The sequence below is a fragment of the Burkholderia sola genome (assembly GCF_905400185.1).
In the GTDB taxonomy this organism is placed as follows: domain Bacteria; phylum Pseudomonadota; class Gammaproteobacteria; order Burkholderiales; family Burkholderiaceae; genus Burkholderia; species Burkholderia sola.
Window position 1 is genome coordinate 1,021,934 of record NZ_FR989677.1, and the last position, 21,500, is coordinate 1,043,433.

Consider the following 21,500-nt stretch of genomic DNA (forward strand, 5'->3'; position numbering starts at 1 on the left):
CGTGGTTGCAAACATATTTCCTCCTCCGTGCTTTGAAATACAATTTTCCCCATCCCGACGAACGCAAATTTTTTCGAATCGATGAAATCGACAACAAAATTTCTCGACAAATCGCACCCGGCGGACGCGAGCCACGTCGAACTTGACCGTACGGACAAAGCGATCCTGCGCGCCCTTCAGAAGGACGCATCGATCTCGAACGTCGCGCTGGCGGCGAAGGTGAATTTGAGTGCGCCGGCCTGTTTGCGCCGCGTCGAACGGCTCAAGAGCCTCGGTTTGATCCGAGGAATCGTCGCGTTGCTCAACGCGCCTGCCCTCGACGCGGGCATGGTCGTCATCATCGGGGTCGTGCTGGATCGATCGACGCCCGAATCCTTTGCCGCGTTTGAAAAAGCGGCACAGAACGTATCCGGCTGCATGGAATGCCATGTGGTGACCGGCGAGTTCGACTACTTCATGATGCTGCGCACCCGCGACAGCGAAAGCTTCAACCGGCTCCATGCCGAGCAACTGCTTTATCTGCCCGGCGTGCGTCAGATTCGGACTTTCATGGTGCTCAAGCAGGTTTTTTCTTCGACGCAGATCGCCATATAGCGGCTGAGACAGGCGGGCCCTTTCCTGTGCACGCTGGAACGCACCGGCGACAATCGCGCGGAAGCGGATCCGGCCGACTCGCGGCACGCGAAGGCGACACGCGGTCGCTCAGTGCGCCGCGGTTCGCGAGCGCCGGACGAAGCGGCGCGACCGACACCGGGCCGGCCAGCGCCGCCGACTCATGCGTTACCGCTCGCTCGAGCCGACGCGGTCGACCCACCCGCGGTAGAACGCGCGGTACTTGAGCACGAGCTTGTCGTACTTGCTGTAAGCGCCGCCGCCGTCCGGCTTCATCCCGTTCCAGATCTTGACGTCGTACCCCGCGGCCTGCCGGGTCTGGAGCCCGAACAGCACGTAGTCGGTCGCGCGGCGCAGGACGCCGCCCACCTTCCTGATCGAGATCAGCATGTGCATGACGTTCTTGCCGTCGCTCACCGGCGTCACGCACTGGAGCAGCTTGTACTTGACGTCTCCGTCCAGCGCGACGGTCATCACGCACCCGCCGGGGTAGCCGTCGAAGTGCAGGTTCATCTGCGACATGTTCAGGCCCAGCGCGCGCGACAGCATGCCGAGGGGCCCGAAGTACCGGTTGACGCTGAAATCGATCCCGGCGCCGAACCACGCACCGGCCCTTGCCAGCGGCTCGACCTCCGGCCACGCGCGCCAATCGTCGAAGAGCTTGAGCTCGAAGGCCGAGACCGGGAGCGCGTGGACGGGGGTCGCGTGCTGCGCGTCGTAGAAGTTCTCGACGATCCGCAACACCGCCGTGGTCGTCTCGAACGCGAAGTGCACGTGCATGAAGTCGCCGTTGTCGACGTCGGCCGCGGCGATTTCAGGCAGCGGGTGCTGCGGCTGCGGAGAGCCGTACCAGACCCACACGTAGCCGTACCGCTCGACGGTGACCCACGTCGGCTGGCGCGCCCCGCGCGGCACCGGCTCCAGGCGCTGCACCGCCGCACTGTGGCCGGGAATATGCACGCACTGGCCGTGCTCGTCGTACCGCCAGTGGTGAAACGGGCACTGGATGCACCCATCCTTGATCTGCCCGTCGGCCAGGTTCGCGCCAAGATGCGCGCAGTGGCGGTCCATCACCACGGCCCGGCCCGTCGTGCCGCGCCACGCGACGCACGGGCGGCCGAACAGCGTCAACGCGGTCGGCTTGTCCTTGAGGTCGTCCGAGCGCATCGCGACGTACCAGCTCGCGGCCACGCGCGTGGTCGCGTCATACGCCGCCGACGGATGCTCGCTGGCGCGCACTTGATTCAATTGAACGTCGTCTATCATTTTCATTCCGGGGTCGGTCGACTACTTCAGCGCCAGGCCGATGCGGGTCGTGACGTACGCCCTGAGCAGCGCGAACATCGGGTTGTAGTCGAAGTACCGCTTCACCTCCGCCGGCGCGCTGGTCTGCGTCCAGTGCAGCAGCTTCATCGCCGGCAGCAGGCTGTACTTCGAGTTGTTGAGCTGCGGTTTGGCGCCGGTGATGCAGTATCCGAAGCCGAACATCGGCTTCGCGAATTCGCGTTCGTCGATGAGGGCGTGAATCCGCGCTGCGGCCTCCCCGGCCGGCTTCAGCCCCGCGCTCACGGCCTCGACCTCGGCTTTGGCGTCGTTGAACAACTGGTAGTACCCCTCCATGTCCGCGCACAGGTACCCGAGGTACGGGGGATCGTCGTCGAGATGATCGAGGGCGCGCTCGTCGCGCGACGCGCGGAACCTCGCGTGCGCCTGCACGAGCCGGAACTGCCCGAGGATCGTGCCGACCGCCCACAGCCTGTGGAACGCGTCCCACAGGCGGAAGTCCGAGAACGCCGTGTAGCAGCAGCTGACGAAGTCGTCGTTGTGGTCCAGCAGCTTCTGCTGCAGGCGCTCGATGTACTCGAAGCGCTCGGGGGAGAAGTCGTCGTCGCGCAGCGCCTTGATCAGGCGTGCCGCGAGCGCGTGGATGGTCACCGCGGTGTTCTCGAGCCCGCGGGAGAACAGCGGATCGATGAACCCGTTCGCGTGCAGCATCAGGCAGTAGCGGTCGCCGACGCACGCGCGCGACGAGAACTGCAGACGGTCGGTCTTGACCCAGTCGCGCACCGGCACGGCATCCCGGAACTGCGCCGCGATGCTAGGGAACCGCGCGAGGAATTCGTCGAATTCCTGCTGCGCGGAGATGTCCGTTTTCGGGTAGACACGCGGGTCGAGCTGCAGGCCGACGCTCACCAGGTTGTTGGTCGATCGCGGGTGGTTGTTGAACGGGATCACCCAGAGCCAGCCGCCCTCGAACATGTGGTGCAAGGTTCCCTCGTGCCAGCGCCAGCGCTGCCCCTTGACCTTGAAGATGTCGTCGAACGGCTTGACCCCGAGCATGTGCGTGTAGAGGCTGCGCGAGTGCGTCTTGAAACGGCACGGCTCTTCGCGCAGCCCGAACTTGGTCGCGAGCGGCGCGCGCGGCCCGCCGCAGTCGATCATGTAGCGGCCGGTGAAGCGTTCGCCCTGGGCGGTGGCCACCGCGACGCCGTCCTGGTCGGCGTGGTATTCGGTCACGCTCGTCTTCTGGCGAACCGTGCAGCCGTACTTGATGGCGGCTTGCAACAGGTACGCGTCGACGTCCTGCCGGTAATAGTGGCTCTCGGGCCCCCATGGCAGCTCGGGAATCACGCACTGCGTGAACTCCTTCGGGTCGTGCTCCTCGCCGGGCTTGTGGAACACGAAGCCGAAGTTGCGCTTGATGCCCGTGCTCGACGCGACGTAACGCTGCGTCGCATAGAACGACGTGATGTGGTCGAGCTCCGGAATGCCGTAGCGATCGGCGATGATGCGGTTCATCAGCGACGTCTCGGGGATCGACGATTCGCCGATCGTGAAGCGCGGATGCGACGATTCCTCGATGATCAACACGCGAAACCGTTGCTTGGCCAGGATGGCCCCCATCTGGGTGCCCGACATGCCCGAGCCGAGAATGATCACGTCGTAGTGGTTGCTGTCGCGCCCGTTCGCGGGGCTCTGCTGAGTCATGGGGCAAACTCTCCTGGTGAGATGGAACACATGGCCGCCGCCCGCGTCGCGCCGTCAGCGCGCGTCGAGCGCGGCGCGAACGCGTGACCGTGCCGCGCGCGTGAGCGTGAGCAGATCGCCGAGCATGCTCGGTGCGTACCCGCCGCTGCCGATCGTGGGGCCGCTTCGCCCGACTTCGTACGCACGCTCGGCCAATTTGCCGTGCGGCGCGCGAAAACGCAGCAGGACCTCGAATACGCGGTCGAGGGCCGCCAACCCGGCCTCGACCGGCTCGCCGCGCGCACGGGCCGCTTGCGCTTCGCCGAGCACGCGGTCGACGAGCGCCGGCCGCCCGGCGAACCGCGCGTAGATCGCCCTGAACGCGGGAAGCACGTAGGGCAGGTACGTCTCCTTGAACTCCAGATAAGCCTCGTGGTCCGATCGCGCCCCCCACAACACGTGCTCCAGCACGAAAAGGGGCATTTCGACCGCACCAGGGCCGAGGTAGTTCTGACAGCCAACTCGAATCGGTTCGTAGTACGGACGAAGCTCGTCGTAGAACACCTGCAGCGAGATGAAGCGATACGCGTAGACGATCGAGTCGACCATTTTCTGCAGATAGTCCGCCAGCGCGTCGCACCCTTGCGCGAACGCGGGCGAACGCAGCGGCACGTCGGTCAGCTCGACGGTCAACGCGATGGCCGCCTCGAGCGCGGCCATCGAGATGCGCACGCTCTCGAGCAGGTGCGCTTCGTCGCGCAGCCCCGTGTAGCTGCGCTGCGCGTCGGCCGCCGCGGGGTTCCAGACCGTCACGTGCAACAGCGTCTCGCGCGGCGGCAGGCCGGTCGCGCGCGCCAGGTCGAGCAACACCGGCTCGAGCCCGGGCACCGCATCCACGGGCTCGTGTCCGTGCCGCTTGAGCGATCCCAGAAAGAACCCGATGTCGCGCATCGCGGCGGCGGCTTCGACGAAGCCCCAGCCCGAGGGCACGCCGCGCGCCGGGAGGAACTCGCGCAACAGCCCGACGATGCCCGGCACATCCTGTCGACGGTTCAGGCCCGGCAGCCGCAGGACGAGCGCGCGCGCCTGCAGCGGGTCGCAGGCCGCCACGGCAGCGTGCGTGGCCGCGATCGCGCGTACCCGGTCCGGGGCGCGGTCCACTACAGGATCTCCGGCGTCGCGAGCGTCGGCCCGGGCTGGCTGCGGGACAGTCCCGCATCGCCCGCGCGCAGCGAGCGCAGGTAATCGTAGTTCGTCGGCAGGGTCGCTCGCAGACGCTCCGCCTCGCGCCGGATCCGCGCGAACATCGCCTCGGCCTTGTCGATCGACTCCGGCCGGTGCCGCAAGAGCGGCAGCGACTGGTCGGGCAGCAGTCCCAGGCCGGCAAAAATGCAGTAGTAGTTTCCGTTCAACCAGAAGTTCTTGAATTCGTAATCGAAGGTGTCGTAGTACGTGGAATCGTCGAACGACGTGGTGGTCAGCGGCAGCCCCGCCTTGTAGCGTTCGACCTTCTCCTTGATCGCGTCCGACAGCCGCAGGTCGTGCCGGTTCGCGCGCCAGAACGCGGTGTCGTCGCGCGACGTGGTGAAATAGTGCGCCTGCACGAAATCCCGGCAGTCATCGAACATGTAGACGATTTCGGCGTTGAATGCGTCGGCCAACCGCGGGTCGAACGACGTATCGGGGAAGTGCTTCACGAGCTGGTAAAGCGCCGCGTAGATGAAGTAGATGCCCGTCGATTCCAGCGGCTCCAGAAAGCACGACGACAGCCCGATCGCGACGCAGTTGTTGACCCACGCGCGCCGGTTGCGCCCGACCCGGAACTTGATCTGGTTGAGCGGCTGCTTGTCCGAGAGCCCCCAAAGGTCGAGGAAGTCGGCGGTGGCCTGATCGCGCGACGTGAACTTGCTCGAGAACACATAGCCGCTGCCGAACCGGCCGAGCATCGGGATCTTCCAGGTCCACCCCGAGTTCATCGCGATCGCCGACGTGTACGGCTCGATCCCGTCGCGCGCGTCGTCGGCGGGCACGGCGCTGGCGACCGCGCTGTCGCACAGCAGGTGGTCTGACATGTCGATGAAGGGCTCCTTCAGCGCCTGGTTGATCAGGAGCCCGCGCATGCCGGAGCAGTCGATGAACAGGTCCGCTTCCAGCGTGCGCCCTTCCTTGGTGGACAGGCTGGCGATGTAGCCGCGATCGTTCAGGTGAACCTGCTCGACCTCGTCGACCACGCGCTTCACCCCGCGTTCGGTGGCCCAGCGCTTCAGGAAGTCGGCCACCAGGTGCGCATCGAAGTGCCACGCGTGGGACATCTGGCGGGTGCCGTCGGCCAGGCACGGCGCCAGCTTCGCGTCGAGCGCGTCGGTCTGCGGATAGCACGCGTATTCCATCGGCTGCTGGAAGCCGTGTTCGCGCTTGCGCAGCCAGTAGTGGGTCAGCGGCACGCCGTCGCAGTTCGGCACGTTGCCGAACAAATGGTAGAAGTGATCGCCGCGCGAACCATCGGGCGACTTCCGCCAGTTCACGAACCTGATCGCGGATTTGAACGCGCCGTTCACCTGGGGCATCCACTCCCGCTCCGGTATCCCGAGGAAGTCGAAGAACACCTTCTGCAAACTCGGGATGGTCGCCTCGCCCACGCCGATCCGGGGGATCGCCGCGGATTCGACGAGCGTGATGTTCGCGTGGTGCTGGAGCGCCCGGACGAGGTACGACGCGGACATCCAGCCCGCCGTGCCGCCGCCCACGATGACGATATTCTTGATCGGATTACTCATGAACGCTTCCCATGGGATTTGAAACCTGAATGGATAGTGTCGCCTTGTCGAATTGAACCAGCCACTCGTCCGGTAACGCGTAATGACGCGCCCGGTCCATCACGACAAATGACACCGAAAAGGCATAGTGAATCGCAGCGAAGTCAGGCGACAACGCGAAGCCTCCATCGCACGCGGAGGCACACCACGGAATGGATTCTGCTTCGACAAATTGAATTTACGATACGGTGATTGCCATTAGTGCATTTACAAATTCAGTCAACCTAATTGTTTCCGGGATCGTCGTACCTTGTGCTTGACTGTCCGACACACAATAGCAGCGTTCATGATGGCACATCTCGAAAAATTTCATATCAATCCCCGGCTGTCCAGAGAAATTCTAAATACCTGAAAATATCGACCAAATACCTCACAACGACCGATTCAATTTTTTCGAAACAACAAAATTAATTTTTTCATTTTGCGCGCATGACTCAAGAATCATTTCTTCAAAAAATATGCGAAATGACAGACGCAATTCACATGAAAGAAACAAATAATTCACCACTTCAAATATAAAGCTTCCGACCTTTTCGCATTTCGACGATCGTGATCTCGACCCAAAAATAATCCGACTCGCCGGCAGAGAAATTCGTCATCATGTGCCCGGGCGGACACGAAGGCCATGCGATGAAAACGGGCAAGCTCACGGAAGCGCAGATCGAACGGTCTGTGCATGAAGGTCAACCGCCATTTCAGCGGCGCGCCGCTTCGGCCGGACGCGAACCGCGACACTGACGAATCGAGGAGGCCGCGTGCCCATCCAGGAAGCGTTGCTGAAAATGTCGATGTACGTCTCGCTGGTGCTGATCGTGCCGGGGCCGACCAATACGCTGCTGCTGTCGTCCGGGTTGAAGGTCGGCCTGCGCGGCACGTGGCCGCTGGTCGTCGCGGAGGCGCTCGGCTATGCGATCGCGATTGCCGTATGGGGATTCTTTCTGTCCACGTTCGCTGCCGGCCGGCCCTGGCTGTATGACGTGGTCAAGCTCGCGAGTTCCGTCTACATCTTTTTCCTCGCGCTCAGGATGTGGACGCATAGCCGCGTGCTGCAGGACGTATCGGTCGCGCCGGTGCGCTTTCGCGACGTGTTCGTCGCGACGATGATGAACCCGAAGGCGCTGCTGTTCTCGAGCACGCTGTTTCCGCTGGAGGCGTTCAGGTCCGCACACTATTTCGCGTGGGCGCTCGTCGTATTTCTGGTCGTGCTCGCGCCGATCGGGGTGGGCTGGTCGTCCCTCGGCGGGCTCCTCACTTCGCAACGCGCGTGGGCCGCCCGTACGTCGACGCTGCTGCGCGGCGCGTCGCTCGTGCTGTTGATGTTCTCCGGCACGCTCGTGTACTCGGTCGTGAACCGCTGACTGGCGCGGGCGTTCCCGCGAACGCCCGCGGACGCCTCGGCCACATCGCCATCCCTGCCGCACGAGCGTCGTGTCCCTCTGCGTAAATCTGCGGACCAGATAACGGTATGAGAATTTCTTGGTTCTTGGATGCGTTCCACATCCCGAAAATACAGGCTCCCACAACTGCGTGGCCTCCGTGCATGTCGCCCCGACACTGCGCATGCTCGTCGCGCGCAATCCGGACTGGAAGGACTATGCGACGCCGCTACCGACCGACCTGATTTCGTCACCGGCGGGTGCTCGACCTGCACGCGAAGCTCAAGGCAATTTGTGGCTGGCCGAACATCAGGAACTGCCCGCGATTCGCACAGAGCTGATCTTTGAGCCTCCGCGTCGTGCCGATGTCGACGCGATAGCGACCGAGCGTTCAGACATCAAGAGCGGCTGAAACAGCTTTACCCGAAGAAGCCCGGGACGGCCCTTACGTCGCTCGCCAAGGATTGAAAACACGTGGAAGTGGACCATGTGTCAGCTAATTCTCACGCACAAAGGTCAAGTCCTTGCCGGGAATAATCAATATCTTTCCTGACGCAGGAATACGAATCACCCATCGATTCCCCAACGAGTTAGGGACTTCGACGCTTTTTACGAGGGAGGGACCTTTCTCCTCACATCGAAGCTTGGGTGTGGCAGCAGATATACGAATGGTATTGCACAGATCATTGCCAACCAATAGGTCTACCGGTGTCTTCTCAGCAATACCAACCGCGTTTGCGATAAATCGAGGCACCGGCGGCCCAAGCAATAGACTTATCTCGAGTACCAGCATGACGCCGATACTTAACTGTGCGCCCACATCCCGGAGCCCAATAGCCACCTGTGCCCCTCCCAACATGACAACGACGAAGACGGTGATCAGAAACCAAAAATTGCTATGATGGCCAGGCGAACTCGCCCAGAGCAAGTTCAAGGTTACCAGCGAGGATACCGTCGTGAATATGCCTAAAACAACCGACACGAAAAATGTCCATCGACTCTCCAATGCCTCCACACCCCACACGCGCGGACATGACACAAGGAAAATAACGGACCATATGAACCCGATTACAGCAACACCTACGCAAATAGCTGCGTGAGGCTCAGCACGCTGAGGAAAGTAGGCGAGCGCAGCCACCCCGGAGATCGTCAACGCTTGTGTGCAGAAAAATCTGGTGACGAGGTGGTTAATCGCCTCGCGTCGACGTCTTAGGGACACGAGTTCTGCCGGCCTAATCCCAAGCATGTAATAGACCCACGCCGGTACAGACAGCGAAATTATGAGCACCGCCAGAAGAAGTCCACCGGTCAAGCCCGCTTGTACGGCTACAAGGGCTCCCTGAGCGAAAGAAATATCCGGCGTGAACTCGAGCGTTCCAAAATATACGGTTAAGCAGATGATTCCAAACGCTGATGCAACCGGCACAATGGCACTGATTGTTTTCTGTAACCCATGTTGCCGTAGCATCTGTGCGAAGCTACCGATGTTCGATTCCAACATTCGCCTCCAACGCAGAACGAAAAATTGAAGTCTCTGGATAAGGTCGCTGAAAATCTAGCGAACGTCCATGCGCGGATTTCGTGTCTATCGGCGCAAAGGTAGACTCCCGTAGCTCGTAAAAGTGATCAAGCGCTCGGGACATGAAATTTACCATGTCAACTCGCATCGTCACATTCGACCACGGCGCGGGGGCGACGCGCTATCCAAAGCTCGACCAACTCTATTTGGACGAGGTGCAGTTGTACTGCGACAACGGCCCGTGTAGTCCTGTCCATGACCTCAGGATTCGCGCGCTACTACGCAACATGCTGGTCGCTCACATTGCGCAGTTGAACCAGCCCGCAGGTGGCGCGACAATGAGCGCCGCCAGTTCAGCTGACCGCGGCCGTTGGTCGGACGTATCCTCAGCGCCACCGAAGGCAGCGTCTCGGTCTCGACCGAAATGAACGTGCCAGCCGGCAGCGCGCAATGGTTCAACCAGACACCATGCGGCGCGGCGTTCCGGGCGGCGACCACCGCGTATCGCATGATGCGCTACGTAACAGTGCCGCCATCGCGCAACATGGATCCGTATTCGCCGTGGTGACGTTATGGCGAGCGTGGTGTCGGGTGGCAATCGGGTCGCTGCCGCGTTGCGCGAGTTCGCTACGAAACGCGATACGTCCGACATGCTCGAAGTCGGCTTCATGGACGGCGCGACCGAGGCCGACGGCATGCAGGTCCCCGTTCGTCGCGTGGATCAAGGAGTTCCCACGGATTCGGTCTATGTAACGACGGTCTTGTCGGGCGTGTCGCAGCAGTATGTCGCCCTGCTCGCCGACGGCATCGACAACGTGTCACCGGCGCGCACCCAGCTCTCGGCGCCGTCAATCGCCATTCAGGCGTCGAACGACATCAGCATAACGGCGGGCGGCGCACTGACGAACTCGGCGCGGGCGATTGCCCTCGACCGGGACGTAATGCAAGGCGAAGAGCCGAATGGTGACGCGGCCAGCATGGCGGGACCGCCCACCATGCGGCAGGACGTGATGGCGGCCAGCAAGAACGGTCACGACCACACGCACCGTGATTCACAGCGCAGCACGACGAGCCAGCCCCTATGAATTGCACTGATCCTGTGCCGTCTGCCTGCATCGCGATATGCCTACCGCGCCCCGACGCCTCTAGTTTACTTTCTGAGGTGGATGCAAATGCAGCCGATCTACAACGCGACGAACGACCTGCTCCGCAGTCATCTTTGCGTCGCGAGCGTCTTCCGGTCGTAGATCTGGCGGTCCGCCAGGAAACTCGGAGAGCATTCGACCAGCATGTATCCGTTGCCTTGCTCGAATTAATGTGTCCGCGCGAAGCTTGGTTGTCGGATGGAGAATTGCAGTCTTCCCGCCTGCCGCAGCGCTGGATACGAGGTCGTCGATGCGTCAGCTTGTCGTCGGACCGTCGAAACTCTTCGAACCCATCGTTCCCAAATTGAGCGAACGTGCATGCTTCACTACAAACGTCAGCGCGCCTTCAACGAGTGCGGCCGACAAAACCGTTGCTGCGAGGGACGAATTTTGCGTGCTAGCTTGCCGGAACTCAGCAACCATTTGAGTCCACCACAGACGGAATGCCGCATAGCCCAGCATTCCAAGCTCCATTGCGAATACCTCCAGCGGTTCTGCCGCTTTGGGGCGCCCATCTGTACGGCGATCGATGACATTCTTCACAATGAGAAAGGCATTCGGCGCATCCGGAAACACGCGCCGGCCGATCTCGATCATGTCGCCCGAGAGGAAGCCGTACCGCCCTCTTTCCAGCGCGCTCCACAGAGCGTCGTCGAGGGACATCAGTCCGACTGACATCGCGTCGCCGAGTTGGAATTTCATGTAGCCGATGCACCATTCAATGAACGTCTGCCGGACAACGGTCATCGGGCGTTTCACTTTGCAATCTCCGTCGCCGCGCCCGCGTATCGAAGGCCATTGGAATACCGGATCTGCCGGTGTCGGCCGCAACCCCTTCTCGACTTCCAGTCCGACGCCGCCCCTGCTGGGCTGCGCGCATGCGGCATGAGAAATTCCCAAAAAATCATGCATTACATCGTACCGCTGCGCAGCGAAATGCGAAGTACGGCCTTTTTTGCACATCGTCGCTCCGCTCTCCCGATTGCAAATTTTTTGTATGCCGACAGCGGCGTGGGCCCGTCTCGGGCGCGCTCCGCCGCCCCCAAAGTGACCCTCCTAACATCATAGGATTGCATTTTCACACTTCATGTGATTTTATTATCACTTGCCATGACCCGCCGCCGCCCACGCGCGCGGTCGCACCCCATACCAAGGAAGAGACCCAGATGGAGACAATCGCCGTCATCGGCAGCAACATGGTCGACCTCGTGACCTACGTCGCGCGCATGCCCGCCCGGGGCGAAACGCTCGAGGCGCCGAACTTCGAGCTCGGCTGCGGCGGCAAGGGCGCGAACCAGGCCGTCGCGGCCGCACGCCTCGGCGCGCGCGTCGTGATGGTCACCAAGGTCGGCGACGACGTGTTCGCCGACAACACGATTCGCAACTTCGAGCGCGAAGGGATCGACACCACGCACGTGCGCAAGGTCGCCGGCGTGCCGAGCGGCGTCGCGCCGATCTTCGTCGAGCCCGATTCGAGCAACAGCATCCTGATCGTCAAGGGCGCGAACCGCCACCTGCGGCCGGCCGACGTCGACGCGGCCGCGCCGATGCTCGCCGAATGCGCGCTGATCGTGCTGCAGCTCGAGATCGAACTCGACACCGTCTATCACGCGATCGAATTCGGCGCGCGGCACGGCATTCCCGTGTTGCTGAACCCCGCGCCTGCCGTCGCCGATCTCGATTTCGAACGCATCCGTTCCGTCGAATTCTTCGTGCCGAACGAAACCGAGCTCGCGATCGTGTCGGGCATGCCGGTCGATTCGCGCGAGAGCGCTACGCGCGCCGCCCAAGCGCTGGTCGCACGCGGGCTCCAGCACGTGCTCGTCACGCTCGGCAGCAACGGTTCGCTGCTGGTGTCGCGCGACGGCGTGCACCACGTGCCGGGCGTCCCCGTCGACCCACGCGACACGACGGGCGCCGGCGACGCCTATATCGGCTGCTTCGCACGCTGCTACGCGGCGTCGCGCGACACGGTCGACGCGATGCGTTACGCGTCCGCGTACGCCGCGCATTCGGTCACGGGCTTCGGCACGCAGAAGTCGTACGCCGACGCCGCGACGTTCGAGCGCTTCCTCCGCGACGCCGGCTTCTGACCGGCGCCTTCATCGACGAGACATTGGGAAGGAGACACCCATGAGCCGGACCCCGATCGAACACACGCCTGACGGCTATTACCTGAATCGCACGCCGCTCTTCGCGTTCACGCTGCTGTGCTGCCTGTTCGCGCTGTGGGGCACCGCCGCGAACCTGAACGACGTGCTGATCGCGCAGTTCAAGAAATCGTTCTTCCTGTCCGATTTCGAATCGGCGTTCGTGCAGTCCGCGTTCTATCTCGGCTACTTCTTCCTCGCGATTCCGGCCGCGACCGTCGTGAAGAAGTTCAGCTACAAGACGACGATCCTGGTCGGCCTGCTGCTCTACACGACCGGCTGCCTGCTGTTCTTCCCGGCCGCGTCGATGGCGAAGTACGGGATGTTCCTCGTCGCGCTGTTCGTGATCGCCGCCGGCCTGTCGTTTCTCGAAACGGCGTGCAACTCGTATTCGACGCTGATGGGCCCGCGCGACACCAGCACGCGGCGGCTGAACATCTCGCAGACGTTCTATCCGTTCGGCGCGATGGCCGGCGTCTACATGGGCAGCTTCCTGATCTTCAAGGAAGGCGACGCGTCGCATGCGCAGCTCGCGGCGATGTCCGCCGCCGACGCGCACACGCACCAGCTCGCGATGATCCAGGCCACGCTCGAGCCGTACAAATGGCTGATCGTCGTGCTCGTCGCCGTGTTCATCGTGTTCGCGCTCACGCCGTATCCGGCCTGCAAGGGCAACGGCGCGAGTACGGTCACGCACCGGATCGACGCGCGCGGCACGCTCGCGCGGCTGTTCGGCAACCGGCGCTTCGTCGCGGGCGTCGTCGCGCAATTTCTGTATGTGGGCGCGCAGGTCGGCGTGTGGAGCTTCACGATCCGGCTCGCGATGCAGATCGGCGGCCTCACCGAGCGCGGCGCATCGCGCTACCTGCTCGCGACGTTCTTCACGTTCTTCGTCGGCAAGCTGGTCGCGACGCTCGTGATGAAACGCGTCGGCCCGGCCAAGGTGCTGATCGTGTACGGCATCCTGTGCATCGCGCTGCTCGCGTACACGATCAGCGTACACAACATCACCGCCGTGTATGCGGCCGTGTGCGTGAGCATCTTCCTCGGCCCGTGCTGGCCGACGATCTACGGGCTGACGATCGACGGCCTCGGCAAGGACACCGAATACGGCGGCTCGATCCTCGTGATGAGCATCGTCGGCGGCGCGGTCGTGCCGCTGATCCAGGGGCTGATCTCCGATCACACCGGCGGCAACATGCAGCTCGCGTTCGTCGTGCCGCTGCTGTGCTTCGTCGTGATCGTGTACTACGGCTTCTACTGCCTGCGTCACCTGCCGGCAGCGACGCCCGACGCTGCGACCGACGGTCATGCGTCCGCGCGCTACGCCGCGACGCGCAACACGTCGGGAGCCTGACCATGCGCGGCGAGATCGAACTGCGGCGCGACGACTTCCGCGAAGCGCCGCGCACGCTGTACCGCACGGACAGCCTCACCGTCACCGCGTTCGCGTATCCGTCCGGCGTCGAGGCGCTGAAGCTCGAGAACCGCCGCGGTCATCTGGTCGTGCTGCCGTATCTCGGTCAGATGATCTGGGCCGCCGAATTCGACGGCCGCGACCTGACGATGAAGCACATGTTCCGGCAGCCGAAGCGCGCGGCGTCGATCATCGATACCTACGGCTGCTTCATGTTCCATAGCGGGTTGCTGCGCAACGGCTGCCCGGGGCCGGACGACACGCACGCGCTGCACGGCGAGATGCCCTGCGCGCCGATGGACCGCGCGAGCCTCGTCGTCGGCATGGAGGCGCGCGGCGCGACGGTCGAAGTGACCGGCGAATACGAATACGTGCAAGGCTTCGGCAGCCACTACGTCGCGCGGCCGTCGGTGCGGCTGGCCGAGCACGAGGCGCGGATGACGATCGCGATGGACGTGACGAACCTCGGCGGCGCGCCGATGGACCTGATGTACATGGCCCACCTGAACTACGCATACGTGCCGGGCGGCCGCTTCGTGCAGTCGCTGCCGCGCGGCGGCATGCGGCTGCGCGACAGCGTGCCCGCGCACGTGAAGCCCACCGCCGCATGGCGCGACTACACGGCCATGCTCGCGCACGAACCGGCCCGGCTCGCGACGCTCGATGCGCCCGCGCTGTACGACCCCGAGATCGTGTTCTTCATGAACGACGTGGCAACGGACGCCGACGGCGTCGCGCATTTCCGGCTCGCGCATCCGGACGGCGGCGCGTTCCACACCGCGTATCGCCCCGCGCAATTCCCGCATGCGACGCGCTGGATCCTGCACAACGCGGATCAGCAGGTGGCCGCGTTCGCGTTGCCGTCGACCTGCGAGCCGGAGGGTTACGAAGCGGAACGCCGCAAGGGCCACGTCGCGGCGCTGGCGCCCGGCGCATCGCGCCGCTTCGAGGTGCTTACCGGCTACCTCAGCGCGGCGGAAGCGCGCGATGCGTGACGTGCTGAAAAGCGCGATGCACGGCGCCGCATCAGGTCACGAGCGCAATCCCGTGCTCGCGGATCGCCGTTTCGTAGCGGCGGCTCAGTTGCCCGTCGGAGATCACGTAGTTGAAATCGGTCAATTCGGCGAAATAGGCTGCGCGCACTTCGTCGAACTTCGTGTGGTCGACCAGCAGGAAGCGGTTCTGCGCGCGCGCCATCACCTTCTTCTTCGCATCGACTTCGTGGAAGTTGAAGCACGTGACGCCGCAGCGCTCGCTCACGCCGGCCGCCGAGATGAACGCCTTCGACACGCGTACCGAATCGAGAATGCCCGTTTCGGCGACCGATTCGAACACCATGTTCTGCCGGTGATACGCGCCGCCGCACAGGATCACGTTGCAATGCGGCTTCTGCTGCAACTTCGCGAACACGTTCAGCGAATTGCAGACCGCGGTGAATTCGAGGTCGTCGGCAATGAAGTCGACGATGAACGGCGTGGTCGACCCGCAGTCGACGAAGATCGTGTCGCCGGTCGTCACGAACTGCGCGGCCAGCTTGCCGATGCGGCGCTTTTCCTCGGTCTGCCGGTTGTTCTCGGCACTGATCAGATATTCGCCGATGTCGCTGCGCTGCGCGGCGAAATGGCGCGTCACGTAGCCGCCGATCAGGCTGAGGCCGTGCGGGTTGTCCGCGAGATCGCGGCGGATCGTCATTTCGGACACGCCGAACAGCTCGGCGACTTCCCTCAGATGAATCGCGTTCTGCCCTTGCAGCACGTTCATCAATGTCTTGATCCGTTCGCCCTTCTTTGTTTCCATGCCTGTATCCTGCGTGACCGCCGCGTGAGTCGCTCGTCGTGCCGGGCCCGCGGGCCCGGCCGGAATGTCGTATTTGTAACAAACCGATGTGAAAACATCAACTTTCCGTGTGCCCTTTCCGCACACGATCCGTGGAGTCCTGACACATGCCGCTTTCCAACGCCCAACTCGCCCAAACCATCGATCACACGCTGCTCGCGCCCGACGCGAGCGACGCGCAGATCCGCGAACTCTGCCGCCAGGCGGCCGAGCATCGCTTTTACTCGGTCTGCGTGAATTCGGCGAACGTGCCGCTCGCCGCGCGCGAGCTGGTCGATACCGGCGTGCTCGTCTGCGCCGTGGTCGGCTTCCCGCTCGGCGCGGGGCTGTCCGCCGCGAAGGCGTTCGAAGCCACCGCCGCGATCGCGGCGGGCGCCGGCGAGATCGACATGGTGATCAACATCGGCGCGCTGAAAAGCGGCCGCACCGACGACGTGAAGGCCGACATCGACGCCGTACATCGCGCTTGCGGCCCGGTGCCGCTCAAGGTGATCCTTGAAACGGGGCTGCTGACCGACGATGAAAAAGTGCGCGTGTGCGAGATGTGCCGCGATCTCGGCGTCGCGTTCGTGAAGACGTCGACCGGGTTCGGCCACGGCGGCGCGACGCTCGCCGACGTCGCGCTGATGCGCCGCACGGTCGGGCCAGCGCTCGGCGTGAAGGCGTCGGGTGGCGTGCGCGACCGCGCGGCCGCGCTCGCGATGCTCGAAGCCGGCGCGACGCGGCTCGGGACGAGTTCGGGGGTGGCGATCGTGACCGATCAGGGAGCGAGCGCGTCGGGGTATTGAGCAGGCGCCGCCTCTCACACACCCTGAGCAGTTCAATATCCCGCGGGAGGGATCGGTGGAACCAGCGAAATCGGATCAACCGACGGATGCGCAATTTGCGGAGGCACGACCATCTGATCATTTTCGTCATAGACGAACGTCGCCTCGTCTGACCGCGATGACGGAAGCGTTATCCGGATGACGGGTACGATGCGCTTCGAGGCTTGCTGGTAATCCACCTGGTCACCTTGAGCGCCTTTGAGTCCATTGGCGCGACCTGCAAGATAGAAAAATGCCATGATCGGCAGCTTCTCAGGGATATCTTGCTCCCATGTAGCTAAACGCAACTCATTTTGCTCGTGCATGGATTCTTCGGCAATCAACGCCATTGCATCAATGCTGGCTTTGAAAATCGCGGCGCTCGCTGGGGCACCGTGATGTACGTCGAAGCCGCATTGGTGTGCGTGCTTATTACCATTTGTGTTGTTGTAGTGTGACAGCCATTCCGAAGCAGTTGAAATGCCTCGCGCCTGACATGGACCGCTGTCACTCGGAAATGAGTTATCCGCACCGCATCCGTTGCCCACTCGATTTTCAGTGTTGGCGTCGATTGGGAATGAGCATAGAACTTCCGGCTCGACGACATTCGGCTTTATATTATACCTATAAGGAACGAAAATTAACCCATTACTGTACCCATAAGCCAGTTTGCTGAACTTCGAATCTTTTCGCAGATAGGAGAATGAGACGCCTCCGCTCGAAACGGAAGCAGGACTCGGGTTCCATGAGTGGTACTGAGACGAATGCACGGTCCCGCGAAGCATTACCCCGGAACAGCGAAACGCCGGGTTCGTCGCTCTACCGCAATCTGGAGCCAGATTATTGTAATTGTCCGTGAGCTGTTGCGCGACCTTGTTGCCGGCGACTCCGACAAGCGCGACCGAGCCATCTTCGCCCGAGTATGCATGGGCGAGTGATATTCCAGCGAGCGAAGACACCATTGTCATCAAGATAAAAAGCCATTTGTATTTCATTTTCCACTTTTCTTAAAATTGATATAATCCATGATACATGCCGAATTTTCATCTTCGGCACTCTTGCTTTTAATATGATTGAGCAGACGAGCTCCATCATCTCGCCCGGGCGCCAATGGAATGAACGCTCCGCGACATGGATATGTCGAAATGACAAATAATCGGAAATGGTGTCGAACAGGCGCCATGGCGCCGTCAACTTTCCCGACGAAATGGGCAGCCCGATAGCGTCATTGCTTACGGGAGTGAATGATGCGTTTCCGCGATTCTCGCTTGCGACGGCTTCGGCGCGCGGTAACCGCCCGCGGCCACTATCTCGTCGCTCCATGGCTGCTGGTCCTGCCGCATATTGCCAACAGGACCAGCCTCAGCGATGAGGTGTGCTAATCACGACCAGCAACGCAACGCGTGACTCCGGTTGCTTACCACACGAAACCGGCGCCGACGCCGCCCGCCACGGTTCCTCGTGTGTTCGTCGAACCGGAAGCCTTGATGATCCACCGCCCAGCGTAAGTGGACAGACCCACCGCAAGAGCAGACTGGCCGGCGTACGTGCCGCCGCCCACTGCGACGACGCTCTTTCCGGGCGCCGGCGCTTGCGGCAGCGACGCAATGGCCACGGCTGACGCGGTGCCTCCATTTGCATCCGCACGATCGTGTTCGATCTGCGATCGCAAGCCGCCCACCGATTCGTTGAGCTGCTGGACGTTGACGGCATCCGTCGGTGCGACGCCGGCCGACACGTTGGTCAGCGTGCGCGTCATGCCCGTGGCGCTGTTGCCGAACGAGACGGCGTTGTCCGCGTCAGCCACGGAACCTGCACCAATTGCAACGCTGTTATTGCCCCAAGCCGTCGCGCCCTGGCCGACCACGGTGCTGTTCTCGCCGTGAGCGGATGCAGCTTGCCCGATCGCCGTGCTATTGATTGCACGTGCATCCGCCCCGGCGCCGATCGCTGTCGCGCCCGACGCTTGCTGCGCCGAATTCGCGCCGATTGCCGTGGTGTCGCCGGCATCGCTGTCGATAACGGAGCCTGAGCCGGCCCCGACGTCGTTAACGTCCCGGCGCAGATTGGCCATCGTCATGACCCGACCATCACCGCGCGGATTGCCGGCATCGGTTTCGATCTTGCTGACGCGATCGTCCATCGCGCCCATTCGGTTTTCGAAGTCGCTTTGCAGCGACGACAACTGGCCATAGTTCACCGCGTCGTATCGGCGCTTGCCATCGGCAACGTTGGTCAGCATCACCGGCGCTGCCGACGGGCCGCCCAGCGTCACCGAGCCATAGTTCGGATTGCCGTGCGAGTCGAGATCGTAGCGCAGCGCCAGCGAATCCGTGGCGCCATACGCCGCAGCCGCCTGCACCGCCTCCGATACCGTCCCGTACTGGTGACCGTGCACTTCAATCGAATGAATGGCCACGTGGCCGCTTCCATCGACCGTCGTGTCGCCGCCGATCGCGTTCGCAAGACTCGCCGCCGCGCCGTGCAACTGCGCCACGTTCACCGCGTCGGTACCCTGCGTACCCGCCGCAACGTTCACGATCTGGCGCTCGCTTCCGGCATTGCCCACTGAAACGGTATTGGCTCGACTCGCCTGGGAACCCGCCCCCAGTGCCACGGCGCCGTTCGCCCCTTTTTCCACGAAGGCTTTCGCGCCGAGCGCCATCGCATCGGTCACGTTTCGGGCAACGCTCGCCCCCGTGCCCAGCGCAATGCCATTCGTCGCGCCCACCACGGCCTCGGCGCCACTGCCGATCGCAATCGAGCTCTCACCGATCGCCTGCACATTGTTATTGCCGACAGCGATCGCGCTCTCGCCGTTCGCCCGCGCCTGGGAACCGATTGCAAGGGCGCTGGCACCATTCGTCGTCACATGCGAGCCGATCGCCACCGAGTACGGCTGCTCGGCACCGGTTTGCGCCATATTGCCGATCGCCACGGAGTTGTCCGAGTTCGCGATGGTACGCATGCCAATGGCAATCGTGTCTGCGCCCGACGCAACCGACCCGACACCGATTGCAGCCGAGGTCATACTCGCCGGATCGCCATCGGCAATACTCGCCGCGTTCGGCAGGCTACCGTCAGCACCCTGGCCGTCGATCAGCACGAAATTCGACAAACGTTGCTCGTCGATGGCAGAGGGATCGGCAACCAGCAAGTTGCGCCGCGATGCCAGATCGGACGAGAGCTTGTCGGTACGGCTCGACACCTTTCCGATCGCATCAGTCAGCTGATTCAAGTTGACCGCGTCGGTACCTCTCGTACCCGCTGCGAGGTTCGAAATGCGGCGCTCGCGCCCCACGTCGCCCACCGACACTTGGTTTGCTTCCAGTGCGACGGAGTTGATACCGATCGCAACCGAATTGACTCCGGTCACGCGCGAACCCGCACCCAAAGCGATCGAGCCATTCGCTATCGCATTTGCACCGGCGCCAACCGCAACGGCATTCGTTCCCGTCGCAATCGCGTCTACACCTTGAGGCTTGATCTGGATGGCCTTCATCGCAAGGCTGACGTCAGCCAGCTCATCCCGTATCGGCTGCGTCGCAGCGGTCAATTGCCCCACATTGACCGCATCGGTATCCGCACTGCCTGCCGCGACGTTCTTCAATGTCGTGCCATGCTCGCCACGCAGCGTTATCGTGCTGCCGGCGGCATCGTCGTACGCCACCGCGTTCCGACCGATACCGCCGCCACTGTCCGCGGCTGCCGCGATCGCGTCGCCGACGTTACCGTAGGTTTTGTCACCGACGCGATACTTCGGCGCCGTCACGTTACCTCCCGCGTCCACCGTCGAACCGCCCCCAAGTGCCGTCGCGACGCTCTGTGACGCACGGTGCAATTGCGAACCGTTTATCGCTTCCATACTCGTCGCGCTGACCGTGCCGGCCGCCACGCTCTTCAGTGTCGTGCCCTTCGCGCCAAGCGTGACCGAACGCTTTGCGGAATCGTCATAAACGACCGCATTCGGATCCGTACCGCTATCGGCGGCTGCCGCAATCGCATCCGCGACGTTGTCGAAAGATTTGCTGCCCACTCGATATGTCGGCGTCGTTACGTGGCCGTTGGTGTCGATGTTCACGCCAAGCACGTTCGCCACCCTCGAAAGCTGGTTGACGTTGACTGCATCACCGGCGTGCGCGCCGTTCTTGACGTTGGAGATTCTAGAACCCGAAACGCTGATTCCCGCCCTGGACGACAACACAAGCCGGTTGCCGACAATGGTCGCGCCTTCGGCATCGACGATTATCCGATTCGACTTGAACGGATCGTCACCATAAAACAGCCCGGCCGATCTACTTCCCGCCCATACTCCCGACCACAAATATGTGTCGGCCCCATTTCCGGAGGTAAGATAAGAAAAATACCGGCCCGCCATCTGGGAAAAATGAGCCCCGCGCACACCCCTATAATTTGAATTATCCCATCTAGCGCAATTTTCAAATAGCACACCGCTATTGATGCAGTTGCTGGCCACCGGGGTTTCATATCCAATGTATGGATTATGCGCATACGCAGCAGAAGAAAACAGGACGCCACACCCGCCGCCAGCGACCGTCGCGAGAACGACGGAAACCTTATACAGCTCGCGCGCCCCCACATGCAACACCGTGCCTGAAACAAATTTACGTCGCATACTAATCAATTCCAATAGTTACAACACAAACCGACAACCATCAAAACAATTCGCCAGAATTTTAAAATCGGTTGCGTTGGCAGCAGAATACCGGCATCTGGAGAGCAGCCTCAATACATAGTCGGCGCGCTGTTGTAATTTCGGAAATTTCTCCAGTTCCAGAATTATCTAGCAGCGTTTCGAAACGAACACGCTTATCGTCCCGGTCGTGCGGTTGCAT

Annotated in this window: 17 protein-coding genes; 8 read left to right on the forward strand and 9 right to left on the reverse strand. The window is 62.4% G+C overall.

Annotation, left to right across the window (positions count from 1 at the left end; genetic code table 11):
* The first annotated feature begins 81 nt into the window (after positions 1-81).
* On the forward strand, positions 82-594 hold the full coding sequence (locus KR541_RS34690) for an Lrp/AsnC family transcriptional regulator (RefSeq protein ID WP_050014210.1): 513 nt from the start codon (positions 82-84) through the stop codon (positions 592-594).
* Between the two features lie 186 nt (positions 595-780).
* Here the strand turns inward: KR541_RS34690 and KR541_RS34695 are convergent, their stop codons facing one another.
* From KR541_RS34695 to KR541_RS34710, 4 genes are read right to left on the reverse strand one after another with little or no spacing between them, the layout of a single operon-like run.
* Entirely contained in the window at positions 781-1,875 is a 1,095-nt protein-coding gene (locus tag KR541_RS34695) for a Rieske 2Fe-2S domain-containing protein (RefSeq protein WP_216090222.1), read from the reverse strand.
* A 24-nt stretch (positions 1,876-1,899) separates the two neighbouring features.
* A complete protein-coding gene (locus KR541_RS34700; RefSeq protein WP_050014209.1) occupies positions 1,900-3,600 on the reverse strand; it encodes an NAD(P)/FAD-dependent oxidoreductase in 1,701 nt (566 codons plus the stop codon).
* Positions 3,601-3,654: 54 nt separating this feature from the next.
* Positions 3,655-4,740 carry a monodechloroaminopyrrolnitrin synthase PrnB family protein gene (locus tag KR541_RS34705; RefSeq protein WP_050014208.1) on the reverse strand — a complete coding sequence of 362 codons (1,086 nt, stop codon included), beginning with the start codon at positions 4,738-4,740 and terminating at the stop codon, positions 3,655-3,657.
* Positions 4,740-6,356, reverse strand: coding sequence for a tryptophan halogenase family protein (locus tag KR541_RS34710; RefSeq protein ID WP_050014207.1), 1,617 nt, complete (start codon positions 6,354-6,356; stop codon positions 4,740-4,742). Before KR541_RS34710 ends, KR541_RS34705 begins: the two co-directional genes overlap by 1 nt.
* A gap of 794 nt (positions 6,357-7,150) precedes the next feature.
* Here KR541_RS34710 and KR541_RS34715 point away from each other — a divergent pair.
* Both KR541_RS34715 and KR541_RS36865 read left to right on the forward strand, forming a co-directional pair.
* Positions 7,151-7,753 carry a LysE family translocator gene (locus KR541_RS34715; RefSeq protein ID WP_050014206.1) on the forward strand — a complete coding sequence of 201 codons (603 nt, stop codon included), beginning with the start codon at positions 7,151-7,153 and terminating at the stop codon, positions 7,751-7,753.
* A gap of 202 nt (positions 7,754-7,955) precedes the next feature.
* Positions 7,956-8,183, forward strand: coding sequence for a hypothetical protein (locus KR541_RS36865; protein WP_050014205.1), 228 nt, complete (start codon positions 7,956-7,958; stop codon positions 8,181-8,183).
* A gap of 84 nt (positions 8,184-8,267) precedes the next feature.
* On the opposite strand, the gene KR541_RS34725 is transcribed toward KR541_RS36865, so the two are convergent.
* Positions 8,268-9,272 carry a hypothetical protein gene (locus KR541_RS34725; protein WP_216090175.1) on the reverse strand — a complete coding sequence of 335 codons (1,005 nt, stop codon included), beginning with the start codon at positions 9,270-9,272 and terminating at the stop codon, positions 8,268-8,270.
* Between the two features lie 590 nt (positions 9,273-9,862).
* On the opposite strand from KR541_RS34725, the gene KR541_RS34735 reads away from it, so the two are divergent.
* Positions 9,863-10,375, forward strand: a complete 513-nt coding sequence (locus KR541_RS34735) for a hypothetical protein (RefSeq protein ID WP_050014203.1) — start codon at positions 9,863-9,865, stop codon at positions 10,373-10,375.
* Between the two features lie 315 nt (positions 10,376-10,690).
* On the opposite strand, the gene KR541_RS36870 is transcribed toward KR541_RS34735, so the two are convergent.
* The gene (locus KR541_RS36870) at positions 10,691-11,398 is read right to left on the reverse strand and encodes a hypothetical protein (RefSeq protein ID WP_252996716.1); all 708 of its coding nucleotides are present in this window, start codon (positions 11,396-11,398) and stop codon (positions 10,691-10,693) included.
* 203 nt (positions 11,399-11,601) lie between these two features.
* Here KR541_RS36870 and rbsK point away from each other — a divergent pair, with 203 nt between their 5' ends.
* Genes rbsK through KR541_RS34755 form a run of 3 tightly spaced genes read left to right on the forward strand, consistent with a single transcriptional unit; the run spans position 11,602 to position 14,997 of the window.
* Entirely contained in the window at positions 11,602-12,528 is a 927-nt protein-coding gene (gene rbsK / locus KR541_RS34745) for a ribokinase (RefSeq protein WP_050014202.1), read from the forward strand.
* 40 nt (positions 12,529-12,568) lie between these two features.
* Complete coding sequence (gene fucP, locus KR541_RS34750) at positions 12,569-13,942, forward strand: L-fucose:H+ symporter permease (protein ID WP_216090176.1); 1,374 nt, start codon at positions 12,569-12,571, stop codon at positions 13,940-13,942.
* A gap of 2 nt (positions 13,943-13,944) precedes the next feature.
* A complete protein-coding gene (locus KR541_RS34755; RefSeq protein WP_050014200.1) occupies positions 13,945-14,997 on the forward strand; it encodes an aldose 1-epimerase family protein in 1,053 nt (350 codons plus the stop codon).
* 31 nt (positions 14,998-15,028) lie between these two features.
* On the opposite strand, the gene deoR is transcribed toward KR541_RS34755, so the two are convergent.
* Entirely contained in the window at positions 15,029-15,799 is a 771-nt protein-coding gene (gene deoR, locus KR541_RS34760; RefSeq protein WP_124557405.1) for a DNA-binding transcriptional repressor DeoR, read from the reverse strand.
* A gap of 146 nt (positions 15,800-15,945) precedes the next feature.
* Here deoR and deoC point away from each other — a divergent pair, with 146 nt between their 5' ends.
* Positions 15,946-16,626 (forward strand): deoxyribose-phosphate aldolase, encoded by a 681-nt coding sequence (deoC, locus tag KR541_RS34765; RefSeq protein WP_216090177.1) that lies wholly within the window; start codon positions 15,946-15,948, stop codon positions 16,624-16,626.
* Positions 16,627-16,658: 32 nt separating this feature from the next.
* Here the strand turns inward: deoC and KR541_RS34770 are convergent, their stop codons facing one another.
* Both KR541_RS34770 and KR541_RS34775 read right to left on the reverse strand, forming a co-directional pair.
* Positions 16,659-17,639, reverse strand: coding sequence for a hypothetical protein (locus KR541_RS34770; protein ID WP_060733603.1), 981 nt, complete (start codon positions 17,637-17,639; stop codon positions 16,659-16,661).
* A 422-nt stretch (positions 17,640-18,061) separates the two neighbouring features.
* Complete coding sequence (locus KR541_RS34775) at positions 18,062-21,280, reverse strand: YadA family autotransporter adhesin (RefSeq protein ID WP_080334277.1); 3,219 nt, start codon at positions 21,278-21,280, stop codon at positions 18,062-18,064.
* Between the last annotated feature and the right edge of the window lie 220 nt (positions 21,281-21,500).